Source organism: Thauera sp. DNT-1, from assembly GCF_055393985.1.
Genome location: NZ_AP043752.1, coordinates 2,526,666 through 2,540,134, shown reverse-complemented (window position 1 = coordinate 2,540,134; position 13,469 = coordinate 2,526,666). Strand labels below are relative to the sequence as shown.

The following is a 13,469-nucleotide window of genomic DNA, read 5'->3' as shown; positions in this document are numbered from 1 at the left end:
AGCTGTTGATCAAATCGGCGCTAGGTGGCTGGAACTTAGCGCCCGCGAAGGGAAAAGTCAAACGGCTGGCGTGATAAGATTTTCGGCTCCCGAACAGCCTCGAACGCCATGATCCAGGTCCTCCTCAACGGTCAGCCCGAATCGCTCCAGCCCGACCTCTCGGTGCTTGCGCTGCTCGAGGCGCGCGGCCTCGTCGGCAAGCGCCTCGCGGTCGAGCGCAACGGCGAGATCGTGCCCAAGGCCCGCCACGCCGAGGTGAAGCTCGCCGACGGCGACAAGCTCGAAATCGTCGTCGCGGTCGGCGGCGGCTGAAGCCCCCGACCTGCGTGTCCCGTAGGAGCGGCACAAGCCGCGATTACGGCCGGGCGGCGGCGACCGCGCTCCCTCAGCACCGCGCCGAGGTCCGGCGCCCCGATCGCGGCTTGCGCCGCTCCTGCAGGGTCCTGCACCGTGCGGCGGTGCATCGACTGGCTCCCATTCCTCAGACAAACCCTCACAGGCTCCCAACATGAACGACCCCCTGGTCATCGCCGGCAAGGCCTACCACTCCCGCCTGCTTGTCGGCACCGGCAAGTACAAGGACTTCGCCGAGACGCGCGAGGCCATCGACGCCAGCGGCGCTGCCATCGTCACCGTGGCCATCCGCCGCACCAACATCGGCCAGAACCCGGGCGAACCCAACCTGCTCGACGTGCTGCCGCCGGAGAAATTCACCATCCTGCCCAACACCGCCGGCTGCTACACCGCCGACGACGCGGTGCGCACGCTGCGCCTTGCGCGTGAGCTGCTCGATGGCCACGCGCTGGTCAAGCTGGAGGTGCTCGGCGACCCCAAGAGCCTGTTCCCCAACATGCCCGAGACGCTCAAGGCCGCCGAGACCCTGGTCAAGGACGGCTTCGACGTCATGGTCTACTGCGCCGACGACCCCATCCAGGCGAAGATGCTGGAAGACATCGGCTGCGTCGCGATCATGCCGCTGGCCTCGCTGATCGGCTCCGGCATGGGCATCCTCAACCCGTGGAACCTGCGCCTGATCATCGACAACGCCAAGGTGCCAGTGCTGGTCGACGCCGGCGTCGGCACCGCATCGGATGCCGCGATCGCGATGGAGCTGGGCTGCGACGGCGTGCTGATGAACACCGCGATCGCCGCCGCCGGCAAGCCGGTGCTGATGGCGAGCGCGATGCGCAAGGCGGTCGAGGCCGGCCGCGAGGCCTTCCTCGCCGGGCGCATGCCGCGCAAGTTCTACACCGCCGACCCGAGCTCGCCGACCCAGGGGTTGATCGGTTCATGAGCGAAGTGCCTGACGAACCCGTCGCCGGTGTCGAGATCATCGGCCGCGACAGCCCCGAGCACCGCTTCTCCAGCCGCAGCATCCGCAGCTTCGTGCTGCGCCAGGGGCGCATGTCCGAGGCGCAGCAGCGCTATCTCGACGACATGCTGCCGAAGGTCGGCATCGACTACCGCGCCGCGCCGCTCGATCTGGACGAGGCCTTCGGCCGCAAGGCGCCGAAGATCCTCGAGATCGGCTTCGGCATGGGCGAGACTACGGCGAAGATCGCCGCGGCGATGCCGGATCGCGACTTCCTCGGCATCGAGGTGCATACGCCCGGCGTCGGCGCGCTGTGCAAGCTGATCGCGGAAGGCCATCTGGGCAACCTGCGCATCATGCAGCACGACGCGGTCGAGGTGATGCGCGACATGATCGGCGACGGCGCGCTCGCCGGCGTGCATCTGTTTTTCCCCGACCCCTGGCGCAAGAAGCGCCACTTCAAGCGCCGCATCGTGCAGCCCGACTTCGTCGCCCTGATCGCGCGCAAGCTCGCGCCCGGCGGCTACTTCCACTGCGCCACCGACTGGGAGGACTACGCGCACTGGATGCTCGGGATCCTCTCCGCCGAGCCGGCGCTGGAGAACACCGCCGACGGCTTCGCCCCGCGTCCCGAGCATCGTCCGCTGACGAAATTCGAAAACCGTGGTCTGAAGCTGGGACACGGGGTATGGGACCTCGTCTTCCGCCGCCGCGCGGGCTGAACCATCCGTCACGAGGACAAGCAGCATGATCCGGGGCCTGTTCCGCTTCCTATTGAACGTGCTGCGCATGTTCGTGCGCGCGCTCGACCTCGTCGTGCGCGGCGTCTTCTACGCCCTGCTGATCTTCGGCCTCGGTGTGCTGGTGTCCTTCTTCTTCCACCCCGAGCCCGAGGTGCAAGCCGGGTCCGCGCTGGTGCTGCGACCGGTGGGCACGATCGTCGAGCAGGCCGAGCTCGAGCCACCGCTGGCGCTGCTGCGCGCCGGGGGCGCACCGGCCGGCCAGCTGCGTCTGGCGGATCTGGTGGACGCGGTGCGCAAGGCGCGCGACGACGCGCGCATCGCCGCGCTGGTGATCGAGACCGACGAGCTGGTCGGCGGCGGCTTCTCCAAGCTTGCCGAGTTGCGCGCCGCGATCGCCGATTTCAAGGCCTCGGGCAAGCCGGTGCTGGCGCGCGGCGAGCGCTTCACCCAGTCGCAGTACTACCTCGCCTCGGTGGCCGACGAACTCCACCTGTCGCCGGACGGCTTCGTGCTGCTGCGCGGCCTGGCGCGCTACGGCACCTACTTCCGCGACGCGCTCGACAAGCTCGGGGTCAAGGTGCACGTGTTCCGCGTCGGCGAGTACAAGTCCTTCTCCGAGCCCTTCACCCGCAGCGACATGTCCGACGAGGACCGCGAGGCCACCCGCGACCTCCTCGACGGGCTGTGGCGCTTCATGCGCGACGACATCGCCGCCAGCCGCAAGCTCGCGCCCGCGGCGATCGACGCGCATGTGAACGACATCCGCGGCGCGCTCGCCGCCGCCGGGGGCGATGCCGCCAAGGCCGCGCTCGCCGCCGGCCTGGTGGACCGCTTCAGCACCCGCGAAGAATGGCGCGCCCGCCTGATCGAGGCCGTCGGCACCGACCACGAGGGCAAGGACGTGCGCACCATCGAGGCCGAGGCCTATCTCGCGCTCGCTGCGGACGACACCCGTCACGCCGCCGGCAGCGTGGCGGTGATCGTCGCCCAGGGCACCATCGTCGATGGCGCCGAGCCGGCCGGCGTGGTCGCCGGCGACACCTTCGCCCGCCTGATCCGCGAGGCGCGCGAGGACGAGGACATCAAGGCGCTGGTGCTGCGCATCGACAGCCCGGGCGGCAGCGCCTGGGCCTCGGAGCTCATCCGTCGCGAACTCGAACTCACCCGCCAGGCCGGCAAGCCGGTGATCGCGTCGATGAGCTCGGTGGCGGCCTCGGGCGGCTACTGGATCGCCACCGGTGCCGACGAGATCTGGGCGGCGCCTTCCACGGTGACCGGCTCGATCGGCATCTTCGGCCTCTTCCCGGAGTTCTCCGAGCCGCTGCGCCGCCTCGGCATCGGCGTCGATGGCGTCGCCACCGCGCCGCTCGCCGGCGCGCTCGACCCGCGTCGCCCGCTCGACCCGGCCGCGGCCGAGGCCATGCAGCTCGGCATCGAGCACGGCTACCGGCGCTTCCTGGAGGTCGTCGCGCAGGCGCGCAAGCTGACGGTCGCGGAGGTCGACGCGGTCGCCCGCGGTCGCGTGTGGACCGGAGAGGCGGCGAGCGGCCTCGGCCTGGTCGACAAGCTCGGCAGCCTGGACGACGCGATCGCCGCCGCGGCCGCGCGCGCCGGCCTCGCCGAGCATCAGGTGGTGTGGCCGGCGGCGGGCGAGTCCCTCGAGCAGCGCGTGTTGCGCCGGCTGCTGCGCACTGGCGAGGACCTCGGCATCGACCTGGCCGGCCGCAGCGCGCCGGCCGCGCCGCTCGCCGCCGCGGCCGCGGACGTGGAGCGCGCCGCCCGCGCGCTGCTGCGCTGGAACGATCCGCGCCACCACTACCTGCACTGCCTGTGCGACGCGCCTTGAAAGCGCGCGTTCGCGTACCCACATCACACCGCAAGGAGGATGACTTGAAACTCACCAGCCAGAGCTTCACCGACGGCGCCCGCATCCCGGGCGAATTCGCCTTCTGCATCCCGGCCGACGAAGGGCACGTCTGCCTGGGCGGCAACCGCAACCCGCAGCTGTCGTGGGCAGACGTGCCCGCGGGGACGAAGTCATTCGTGCTCGTCTGCCACGACCCCGACGTGCCGAGCCAGGGCGACGACGTCAACCAGGAAGGCCGCACCGTGCCGGCCAGCCTGCCGCGGGTGGACTTCTTCCATTGGGTGGTGGTCGACCTGCCCGCCGAGCTGCGCGCGATCGACGCCGGCCACTTCTCCGCCGAGGTCACGCCGGGCGGCAAGCCCGGGCCGGAGGCCGCGCTCGGCGCCCGCCACGGCGTCAACGATTACACCGCCTGGTTCGCCGGCGATGAAGCCATGAAGGGCGACTATCACGGCTACGACGGTCCCTGCCCGCCGTGGAACGACGAGATCGTGCACCATTACGTGTTCACGCTGTACGCGCTCGACGTGGCGCGCTGCGCGGTCGAGGGCCGCTTCACCGGCCCGGACGTGCGCGCGGCGATCGCCGGCCACGTGCTCGCCGAGGCCAAGCTCACCGGCACCTATTCGCTCAACCCTGCGCTCGCCGCGGCGTAAGGGAAATAGGGGACAGACCCCGGAAATTGGGGTCTGTCCCCTATTTTCGCGCTGACCCGGAGTCGTCTGGATGTTTGAATTCCTGCAGGGGATCGCCTTTGGGCTGCTGGTCTCCTTCGTGCCCTGGTTCATGGCCGGGATGTACGACCCGCGCCTGGTGGTGCCGGAGGAGCTCGCCTCGCGCTGGCAGGTCATCCTGCGCTACGCGGTGGCCATGCCCTCGATCGCGACCGTGCTGCTGCTGACCTCGCTGTGGGGTGGCTTCGGCGCCAGCCTGGGCGGCTGGCTCGCCGGCCTCGCCGCGGCTCCGGCCGCGCTCTTCCTGGAGCGGCGCTGGCGGCGCTGGCGGCAGGCGCGTGCCGGCAAGGAGCGTGCCGCCGCGCGCGAGCGTGCGCGCACCGAGCTCGCGCGTGAACGCCGCGAGCGCGACCTGCTGACCCTGGACCCCGATTTCGTTCCTGCCGACGCCGATGCGGTGGTGATGCAGCTATGGGAGGTCAAGCGCGAACTCGTCGGCCTGCGTCGGCCCGATCTCGCCGTGCAGGCAGATCGCCTGTTCACCCGCTACCACCGCGCGCTCGACGTGCTCGACGAGAAGTTCGACCGCCGCGAAGTCACCTACGAGCGCGCCCGCGGCCTGGTGGGCGAGGTCGGCAGCGGCGCTGCCGCCGGGCTGGGAGCGATGGTCGCGCTGGTGCAGGGCAGCGTCGGGCTGGACGCCGACTTCGTGCGCGAGCGCCTGGAGCGCGAGGCCGCCCGCATCGGCGGCACCGAGCGCGAGGCGCTGCAGCGCCGGCTCGCGCTCGCCGACGAGACCGAACGCCGCCTGGGCGAGATCGCCGCCGGCAACGAGGCGGCGCTGACCGCGCTCGACCACGTCGCGGTGGCGGTGTCGCGCATCGACACCGGCCGCGGCCAGCCCGCCGGCGCCACCGAACAGGCCCTGCAGGAGCTGCGCCGCTTCGCCGAGCGCGCCGGCCTCTACGGCCGCCAGCAATGAACCGAGGAACCTCCCGATGAGCCTGCCGCTGCGATCCCTTCTCCGTATCCTCCCGCACGCCCCCGAGGGCGACCCGGGCGGCGGCGGGCGCCCGCGCTCGGGCCTGTCGCTGCCGCCGATCGAGGACATCGCGCGCGAGACCCTGCCGCCGCAGGACGCCGAGCCGGCGGAGGACGCCGAGCTCGCCCCGCTCGCCGACGCCTTCGTGCGCGACGCGCTCGCCGCCGGCGAGGAGGCCCTGCAGCGCCAGCGCGAGGCGGTCGACACCATGGGCATCGAGCTGCAGCGCCAGGCCGCCTGGCGCAGCGAGATGCTGCAGGCGCCGATCCGCAAGCTCGCCCACCAGGGCGACGAAGGCGGCCCGGTCGCGCAGGCCCTGCTCGCGCTGCGCGACAAGATGCAGGACCTCGACCCTGCGCGCCAGAAGCTGAGCGGCGAGGGCCTGTCGCGCGCGCTGTCCTTCATCCCCGGCGTCGGCAAGCCGATGCAGCGCTACTTCCAGAAATACGAGAAGGCGCAGGACGCGCTCGACGCCATCATCCGCGACCTGCAGGGCGGCGCCGACATGCTGCGCCGCGACAACCTCACCCTGGCCGACGACCAGCAATCGCTGCGCGCCATCCTCGCCCAGCTCGAGCGCCAGGTCGAACTCGGCCGCATGATCGACCGCCGCCTGGCCCGCGAGGCCGCCTCCGCCAGCCTGCCCGCGCCGCGGCGCGCCTTCGTCGAGGAAGAGCTGCTCTTCCCGCTACGCCAGCGCGTCATCGACCTGCAGCAGCAGGTGGCGGTGAGCCAGCAGGGCGTGCTCGCGCTCGAGGTGGTGATCCGCAACAACCGCGAGCTCATCCGCGGCGTGGACCGCGCGATCAACGTCACCGTCTCGGCGCTCAACGTCGCCGTCACCGTCGCGCTCGGGCTGGCCAACCAGCGCCTCGTGCTCGACCGCGTCGCCGCGCTCAACGAGACCACCTCCGCGCTCATCGCCGGCACTGCCCAGGCCCTGCGCACCCAGGGGGTGGACATCCAGACCCGCGCCTCTTCGTCCATGCTCGACATGGGCCGGCTCGAACAGGCCTTCGGCGATGTGCTCGGCGCCATCGACGATCTGTCGCGCTACCGCCGCGAGGCCCTGCCCAAGCTCGATGCCCAGATCGACCGCCTCGCCGCGCTGGCGCGCCAGGGCGCGCAGGCCATCCGGCGCATGGACGAAGGCAACCGCGCCGAGCCGCAGCCTTAAGCCGGCGCTCGTTTTGTCCCCGGGCATGAACACCACAGCCCGGCTCGCCGCTTCCGTCGCTCCGGTGCGCCGCGACGCTTCCTGTAGAAGCGACGCAGGCTCGCACGCGGGCTGTTCCCTCCGCACGCCAGGTTCGCTACCGGGTGCCGCGCTTCCTGTAGGAGCGCCGCAAGGCGCGATTGCGGCGATCGCTTCTTCGGGCCGCGGTCGCCGCGGTGTTGCCGCCGGGGCGACAGGCAGGAAGAGCGCTACGCCGATGCGCCGCGCGGGGGCCAGCCGGGCAGGGCGGCGGGAAGCAGCGCACGGATGCCGTGCGCGAGCGTGCCGGCACGTTCGAGCGCGTCGGCCAGGTGCTCGACCGCCGCCCACACCTCCGCCCGACGCAAGGTGAGCGCGGTCAGTTCGGCGGCATGCTCGAAGTCGTCGCGCCCGGGCAGCAGCCACGACAGGTCCTCCGCCTTGCGCACTTCATGCAGCGCGCTGCCCCTGCACAGGCGCGCCTCCCCATCCGTGAACCGCTGCTCGGCCGCCGGTCCGGCCATCAGGCCCACCATCTGCGCGCGGATCTCGCGCTGCTGCGAGGTGGTGAAGGCCTCGATCTGTGCCCGCCCCTCGGGATGCGCGAGCAGGTGCTCGTAGCCCGTGCCGTCGGGATGCAGGCCGCCCTCGTTCATCAGCCAGCGCAGGAATTGCCGCGGCAGCACCAGGTCCGCCTTCTCGCACAGGCCCCACAGGCCGGTGCACATGCGCCCGTTGCGGATGTCGGTGCGCCAGGCCTCGGCCCCTTCCGCCGCCACCGCCAGCCGGTAGACCGACACGCCGCCGAGCGCGAACACCACCGCATGGCCGGCCTCGTGGATGCAGGTGGCGCGCCGCTGCGCGGGGGTCAGTATGGTCATGTTCGTGTTCCATGCGGGATGCTGGAGGCCGCCGGAGGATCGCGGCGGCAGGTCGAAGCTTTGCCCATCATGTGGGTGCTCGGTAGCGGGGATGCGCGCTCCATGTCCGGCGCATGGTCCGGGTCCTTGGGTGATCCATGCAGCCGAACGCACTCGTCAGGGTCGAGGCCGACGAACCCGCCAGACGCCTCGCCGTTCCATCGAGGCGGATGACACCCAGGCCGGGGTCGTCGAAAGCCTGCTCGAGCGCGCGCTGCGGCGAAGCCACGGTCAGGCGGATCTGCGGCGCTTTCGGCTCGCCCACCCGCGCATCGTGGAAAAAGGTCCTGAATCCCCACTCGATCAAGCCCGTCCGGCTGACTCCGGGGACTCGCAGAGAAGTCGTCGGCTGTCGTCCGCAGGGAGGGGCCCCTCGTTGCAGCCAGTCAGAACGCCCGAACCCGTGCCGAATTCGCTGGATCAAGAAGACGATGGCGCCCGGTGCCCGGGCAAGGTGATGGTGAAGCATGTGGCACCTTCAGCCGACTGTGCACTGATCTGACCCCCGTGGGCCTGGACGATGGAGCGTGTGATGGCAAGCCCGAGCCCTGCGCCTTCACCGCGGGACTCGCGCTGGGCACTGCCGCGATGGAAGCGCTCGAAGATCCGCTCGATCTGGTCGCCGGGGATCGGATCGCCGACATTACAGACGGCGAGGCGGATGTCGGTGGCGTCCGCGTCAATCCTGATCGTGATCTGCCCCTCGTCCGGCGTGTGGCGCAGGGCGTTCGAAATCAGGTTCGACAAGGCGCGCCGCAGCATCAGTCGATCACCCTGGACGCTCGCCTGCCCCTCCCGAACGATGCGGACCTGGCGCTCTTCGGCCAGGGCCTCGTAGAAATCGATGAGTGCATCCGCCTCGAGCGCCAGGTCCACGGGTTCGCTGGCATGCGCCAGTGTGTTCTCCTCGGCCTTGGCGAGAAACAGCATGTCGCTGACCATGCGCGCGATGCGCTCGTACTCCTCGAGGTTCGACGCCAGGATGTCCTGGTACTCGTCGATCGTCCGTGGCCGCGATAGCGCGACCTGAGTCTGGGTCATCAGGTTCGAGATCGGCGTGCGCAGTTCGTGCGCGATGTCGGCCGAATAGTCGCCGAGGCGCTGGAACGCGGCCTCGAGCCGGGCGAGCATGCCGTTGAACGCCTCGGCGTGGTCGCGCACCTCCAGCGGTGCATCGTCGATGGAGAGACGCTCGGCGAGTTGTCGTGCCGACAGCCGGCGGGCGGTTTCGGTGACCCGGCGCAGGGGAGCGAGGCCCCGGTGCGCCGCAAACCAGCCGAAGAGCGCGGCCGCCATGGCTGCCGCGACCACGCCCGCCCAGGTGGCGTTGCGCACCGACGCGAGGAAATGGACGTGGTGCGACAGATCGAGTGCGACCAGCGCTGCGATCGTTTGGTCCTTCGACCCGCTGCGCGGCAGCGCGATGCCGACCTCGATCCCTCGATGGGGGCGCCCATCGACCGTCCAGTCGGTCACCACGCCCGATGGGGGTTCTCCAGCCCGCTGGGCAGCGGTGAAGTGCTCGGGATGGATGACGTTCAGCACGCGCCCGTCCACGTCGCGTAGCAGCACCCCCACGCTTTCGTGTCCAACGAAGGAGCGCTCGAGCGCCTGGATGCGTTCCGCGCGTCCGCCACTCGCAGCCTCATCCTGCAGCGTGTTGCGGATCAGCGTGACCTTGCCTTGCAGCTCGTGCATGTCCAGCTCCTGGAAATGCGCGTCCAGCATGCGGCCGAAGAGCACCGCCACCAGCACGAGCAGGCTCGCGGCGAGGACGGCAAACAGCGTCGCCAGGCGCGCCGTCAGCGAGTGGATGCGGATCATCGTCAGCTCGGCTCCATCGCTTCGAGCACGTAGCCCATGCCGCGCACGGTGCGGATCAGCTTGGGCTCGAAGGGGTCGTCGACCTTCACCCTCAGCCTGCGTACAGCGACCTCGATCACATTGGTGTCGCTGTCGAAGTTCATGTCCCACACCTGGGAGGCGATCAAGGAGCGCGGCAACACTTCACCCTTGCGCCGCAGCAGCAGTTCGAGCAGGGCGAATTCCTTGGCGGTCAGGTCGATGCGCTGCCCGCAGCGCGTCACGCGGCGGCGAAGCAGATCCAGTTCGAGATTCGCCGAGCGCAGGGTGTCCGGTTCATGGCTCCGCCCCCTGCGCAGCAGGGTGCGGACCCGGGCGAGGAACTCGGAGAATGCGAAGGGCTTGACCAGGTAATCATCGGCGCCAAGCTCGAGGCCACGAACGCGGTCCTCGATCTGGTCACGGGCGGTCAGGAACAACACCGGGTTCTCGCGACCGCTGCGACGCAGTGTCTGCAGGATGGCCCAGCCGTCCAGCGACGGCAGCATCACGTCCAGCACGATGAGGTCGTAGTCGCCGCTGAGCGCGAGGTGAAGTCCATCGAGGCCGTCGCGCGCGAGATCGACGACGAATCCGGCCTCGGTCAGGCCCTGGCGCAGGTAGTCGCCGGTCTTCACTTCGTCTTCGACGATCAGGATCTTCATTGCTTCGCTCCTACTCGGTTCGTGCTGCCGGTGACCGATTCTGCCTCCGGGGTGCGGGAGAGCAGGCGGAATTACAGAAATGTAATGTCCAGGTCAGGCCGACGACAGGCGGGCGGGCGCAACATGCCCTGCGTGGCACATCGTTCCGTATCGCGACGGAACCCCGCAACCGATGGGAGATCGATCATGAAACTGCGTTTATTCCGTCTCGCCGGGCTCATGCCCGTTGCCGCTCTGGCCGCAGCCCTGCACGGCAGTCCGGTCCTCGCTCAGACGACCGAGCAGGCGCAGCCCTGGCCGCCCGCCGCGAGTGGCCCCGCACTTCAGGCCCGCATGAAGTCGATCCGTGCCGAGACCGACCCCGAACGTCGCATGGCCCTGATGGAGGAGCAGATCAAGGCCCTGGAGGCGGCATCGCAGGGCACGCCCGCCGGGTGCCCGATGATGGGCGGCCAGATGCAGGGAGGACCGATGGGCGCCGGCCCGATGATGAAGGGCGCCGCGGCTGGACCCGGGGCTGGAGGGATGGGCGGCATGATGATGGACCCGAGGCTCGTGCAGGAGCACATGAAGATGATGCAAGAGCACATGGGCATGATGCAGAACATGATGAAGATGCATCCGGCGGTCAAGCCGGCGATGCCCAACTGAGCCTCGAGATGCGGGGCGCCGACCTCGTCGATCGCCCCGCGTCCGGCTCAGGAGAAGATCAGCAAACGGATTTCCCCATGCAGAGACAGGTCATCCACGATGGTGGGGGGGTGGGCGTGGCCGTGGTGCTGATTCACCTGCCAGGCAGATGGAGATCCCCATGAGAAGCCGTCGTCGATTCCTCGCCACCAGCCTTGCGGCCGGTGTGCTTGCCGCTCACCGCAGCGCGTTCGCCCATGGCAAGGCCGAGCATCCCCACAAGGCTGCGTCCGATGCCCCCAAGGAACAGCAGGAATGGGGAATCGCGGGCGATGAGAGATCCGTTGCGAGAACGATCCCCATCGTGATGACCGATGCAATGCGTTTCGTCCCCGACCGTATCGCGATACACCTGGGCGAGACGATCCGCTTCACCCACGAGAATCGCGGCACGGTGATGCACGAGATGGTCGTCGGCACGCCCGCGACGCTCGCCGAGCACGCCGAACTGATGCGGCGCTTCCCCGGGATGGAGCATGACGAGCCGTGGATGGCACATGTCGGCCCGGGTGGACGCGGGCAAATGATCTGGCACTTCAACCGCGCGGGGGACTTCCAGTTCGCCTGCCTGATTCCCGGCCATTTTCAGGCCGGCATGATCGGCACGATCAAGGTTGGCTGACAGAAATGTAATCCGTGCGTCAGCGTCCTGTCGGTGGGCGCTTCGCATAATCGTGGGGACTTTCGAATTTGCACGGATTTTCAATCCTTGGAGAAGCCCATCATGAAGAAGACCCTCATCACCACTGCCCTCCTGGCCGTGCTGGGGGGCGCTGCCCCGGCGGCGTTTGCGCAGGCCGACCACAGTGCCCATCACGGCGGGGCGAGTGCCGCGAGCGAGGCCGACGCCAAGCTCGCCGAGGGCACGGTCAAGAAGATCGACCAGTCGGCCGGCAAGCTCACCATCGCCCACGGCCCGCTCGAATCGCTCGGCATGCCGGCGATGACCATGGTGTTCCGCGCGGCGCGGCCGAACCTCCTCGATCAGGTCAAGGTCGGCGACAGGATCCGCTTCGCAGTCGAGAAGGTCGGCGGTGCGCTGACCGTGACGTCTCTCGAAGCTGCTCAGTGACGCTTGCCTCGCAGGTGCGTCGCGTTCCACTCTGACCATCCGACCGGGGGGAACCCCTCGGTGGACGAACGATGAGGCGGGTGGCGGAGGGCCTGCGCGTGCACTTCACCGCCTGCCGGAATCGTTCCCCGATGAAACCCACATTCGCAGAATCCTCCTCCCGCCTGCCACGCCCCGCAGCGCTCGCGCTGGTGTTCGCGCTCACGTTGGGAAGCAGTCATGCCTGGACGCAAGGCGTGCCCGACACCCCGACGCTCGGCGCGAGCCCCCAGGCGCTGATCGAGTATGCGCGCCAGAGCAACCCCGGCTTTGCCGCGGCCCGTGCGGAAGCGTCCGCCGCCCAGGAGCGCGTCACCCCTGCCGGCGCACTGCCCGATCCCACCTTCGAGATCGAGCTCATGGATGCCACCAACACCATGAGCGGACGTTCGGCCTCGCTGTTGCCCGGCCAGGTGGGTGAAACGCGCTACCGCATCACCCAGCCCTTGCCGGGGTGGGGCAAGCGCGACCTCGCGGTGAAGGCCGCCGAGGCGCAGGCCACCCAGGCCGATGCGATGCGCGACGCCTCCTGGGCCGAGCTCGCGGCAAAGATCGAGACGCTGTGGTTGCGCTACTACGCGGCCGACCGGGAGCGCGTCCTCAACCGCGAGGGCCTGACCCTGCTGCAAAGCCTGGAGGAACTCAGCCTGGCTCGTTACGAGCTGGGTCTGCTGCCGCAGCAGGCGGTGTTGCGCATTCAGCGCGAGATCACGGCCCAGCGCCTCGCCCTGGTGGAGGTCGAACAGCGGCGCAAGGGCCTGGCCGCGGGACTGAACGGTCTGCTCGGCCGGGCACACGATGCGCCGCTGGCCGCGCCCGCCGATCCTGCGCCCTTGCCCGGGCAGCTGGAAGCGGGTGCCCTTTTCAAGGCGGCGGCCAGCGCCAACCCGGACGTGAATGCGGCCGCCTACGGCATCGACGTGGCGCGTGCCGAGCGCGAACGGACCTATCAGGACCGCTTGCCGGACTTCGCCGTGGGCGTGCGCAACAACCGTCCCGATGAGGGCAAGGCCTCGTGGGACGTGATGTTCGAGGTCATGATCCCGCTGCAGCAGTCCAGCCGTCGCGCCCGGGAGCGCGAAGCCGAGTACATGCTGATCGCCGCCGAAGCGCGTCGCGAGGACGCCAGGGCGCGCGCTTCCGGAGAACTCGGCACTGCATGGTCCATGTATGCGCAGGGCCGCGAGACCTTGCGCCTGCTCGAACACACGCTGCTGCCGCGGGCCCGGGCCACGCGCGATGCCAGCCGGGCGGCACTCGCCAGCGGCACGGTCGATTTCGACAGCGTCATCGAAGCCGAGCGCCAGCTCATCGACATCCGCATGCGCCAACTCCAGACCGAGCTCGAGACCCGGCTGGCGCTGACCGAGATCAGGAAATTGACAGGGGAATTGAATTGAGCGCTGCT

The 13,469-nt window shown here is 69.7% G+C and carries 14 protein-coding genes; 11 read left to right on the top strand and 3 right to left on the bottom strand.

Features of this window, described 5'->3' with window-relative positions:
• Window positions 1–108: 108 nt before the first annotated feature.
• From thiS to ACZ5PP_RS11715, 7 genes are all read left to right on the top strand, one after another.
• Window positions 109–312 (top strand): sulfur carrier protein ThiS, encoded by a 204-nt coding sequence (thiS, locus tag ACZ5PP_RS11745; protein WP_004325779.1) that lies wholly within the window; start codon window positions 109–111, stop codon window positions 310–312.
• Window positions 313–508: 196 nt separating this feature from the next.
• Window positions 509–1,294 carry a thiazole synthase gene (locus ACZ5PP_RS11740; RefSeq protein ID WP_004325777.1) on the top strand — a complete coding sequence of 262 codons (786 nt, stop codon included), beginning with the start codon at window positions 509–511 and terminating at the stop codon, window positions 1,292–1,294.
• Entirely contained in the window at window positions 1,291–2,034 is a 744-nt protein-coding gene (gene trmB / locus ACZ5PP_RS11735) for a tRNA (guanosine(46)-N7)-methyltransferase TrmB (RefSeq protein ID WP_012586311.1), read from the top strand. The genes ACZ5PP_RS11740 and trmB overlap by 4 nt, the downstream gene beginning before the upstream one ends.
• A 25-nt stretch (window positions 2,035–2,059) precedes the next feature.
• Window positions 2,060–3,901: a signal peptide peptidase SppA gene (gene sppA / locus ACZ5PP_RS11730; RefSeq protein ID WP_464826060.1), complete on the top strand. Its 1,842-nt coding sequence runs from the start codon at window positions 2,060–2,062 to the stop codon at window positions 3,899–3,901.
• Window positions 3,902–3,945: 44 nt separating this feature from the next.
• A complete protein-coding gene (locus ACZ5PP_RS11725; RefSeq protein ID WP_004330286.1) occupies window positions 3,946–4,578 on the top strand; it encodes a YbhB/YbcL family Raf kinase inhibitor-like protein in 633 nt (210 codons plus the stop codon).
• Window positions 4,579–4,648: 70 nt separating this feature from the next.
• Entirely contained in the window at window positions 4,649–5,578 is a 930-nt protein-coding gene (locus ACZ5PP_RS11720; RefSeq protein ID WP_012586308.1) for a hypothetical protein, read from the top strand.
• 16 nt (window positions 5,579–5,594) lie between these two features.
• The gene (locus tag ACZ5PP_RS11715) at window positions 5,595–6,815 is read left to right on the top strand and encodes a toxic anion resistance protein (RefSeq protein WP_464826059.1); all 1,221 of its coding nucleotides are present in this window, start codon (window positions 5,595–5,597) and stop codon (window positions 6,813–6,815) included.
• A gap of 248 nt (window positions 6,816–7,063) precedes the next feature.
• On the opposite strand, the gene ACZ5PP_RS11710 is transcribed toward ACZ5PP_RS11715, so the two are convergent.
• The 3 genes from ACZ5PP_RS11710 to ACZ5PP_RS11700 all read right to left on the bottom strand — a co-directional run bounded on the left by ACZ5PP_RS11710 (window position 7,064) and on the right by ACZ5PP_RS11700 (window position 10,260).
• Window positions 7,064–7,714, bottom strand: coding sequence for a hypothetical protein (locus tag ACZ5PP_RS11710; protein ID WP_004322380.1), 651 nt, complete (start codon window positions 7,712–7,714; stop codon window positions 7,064–7,066).
• A gap of 459 nt (window positions 7,715–8,173) precedes the next feature.
• The gene (locus ACZ5PP_RS11705; RefSeq protein ID WP_004322385.1) at window positions 8,174–9,577 is read right to left on the bottom strand and encodes a heavy metal sensor histidine kinase; all 1,404 of its coding nucleotides are present in this window, start codon (window positions 9,575–9,577) and stop codon (window positions 8,174–8,176) included.
• Window positions 9,578–9,579: 2 nt separating this feature from the next.
• A complete protein-coding gene (locus ACZ5PP_RS11700) occupies window positions 9,580–10,260 on the bottom strand; it encodes a heavy metal response regulator transcription factor (protein WP_012586307.1) in 681 nt (226 codons plus the stop codon).
• A gap of 186 nt (window positions 10,261–10,446) precedes the next feature.
• Here ACZ5PP_RS11700 and ACZ5PP_RS11695 point away from each other — a divergent pair, with 186 nt between their 5' ends.
• The 4 genes from ACZ5PP_RS11695 to ACZ5PP_RS11680 all read left to right on the top strand — a co-directional run bounded on the left by ACZ5PP_RS11695 (window position 10,447) and on the right by ACZ5PP_RS11680 (window position 13,461).
• Entirely contained in the window at window positions 10,447–10,911 is a 465-nt protein-coding gene (locus ACZ5PP_RS11695) for a hypothetical protein (protein ID WP_464826058.1), read from the top strand.
• Between the two features lie 160 nt (window positions 10,912–11,071).
• The gene (locus tag ACZ5PP_RS11690) at window positions 11,072–11,572 is read left to right on the top strand and encodes a cupredoxin domain-containing protein (protein WP_464826057.1); all 501 of its coding nucleotides are present in this window, start codon (window positions 11,072–11,074) and stop codon (window positions 11,570–11,572) included.
• Window positions 11,573–11,674: 102 nt separating this feature from the next.
• Entirely contained in the window at window positions 11,675–12,022 is a 348-nt protein-coding gene (locus tag ACZ5PP_RS11685; RefSeq protein WP_374616214.1) for a copper-binding protein, read from the top strand.
• Between the two features lie 131 nt (window positions 12,023–12,153).
• A complete protein-coding gene (locus ACZ5PP_RS11680) occupies window positions 12,154–13,461 on the top strand; it encodes a TolC family protein (RefSeq protein WP_464826056.1) in 1,308 nt (435 codons plus the stop codon).
• Window positions 13,462–13,469: the final 8 nt, after the last annotated feature.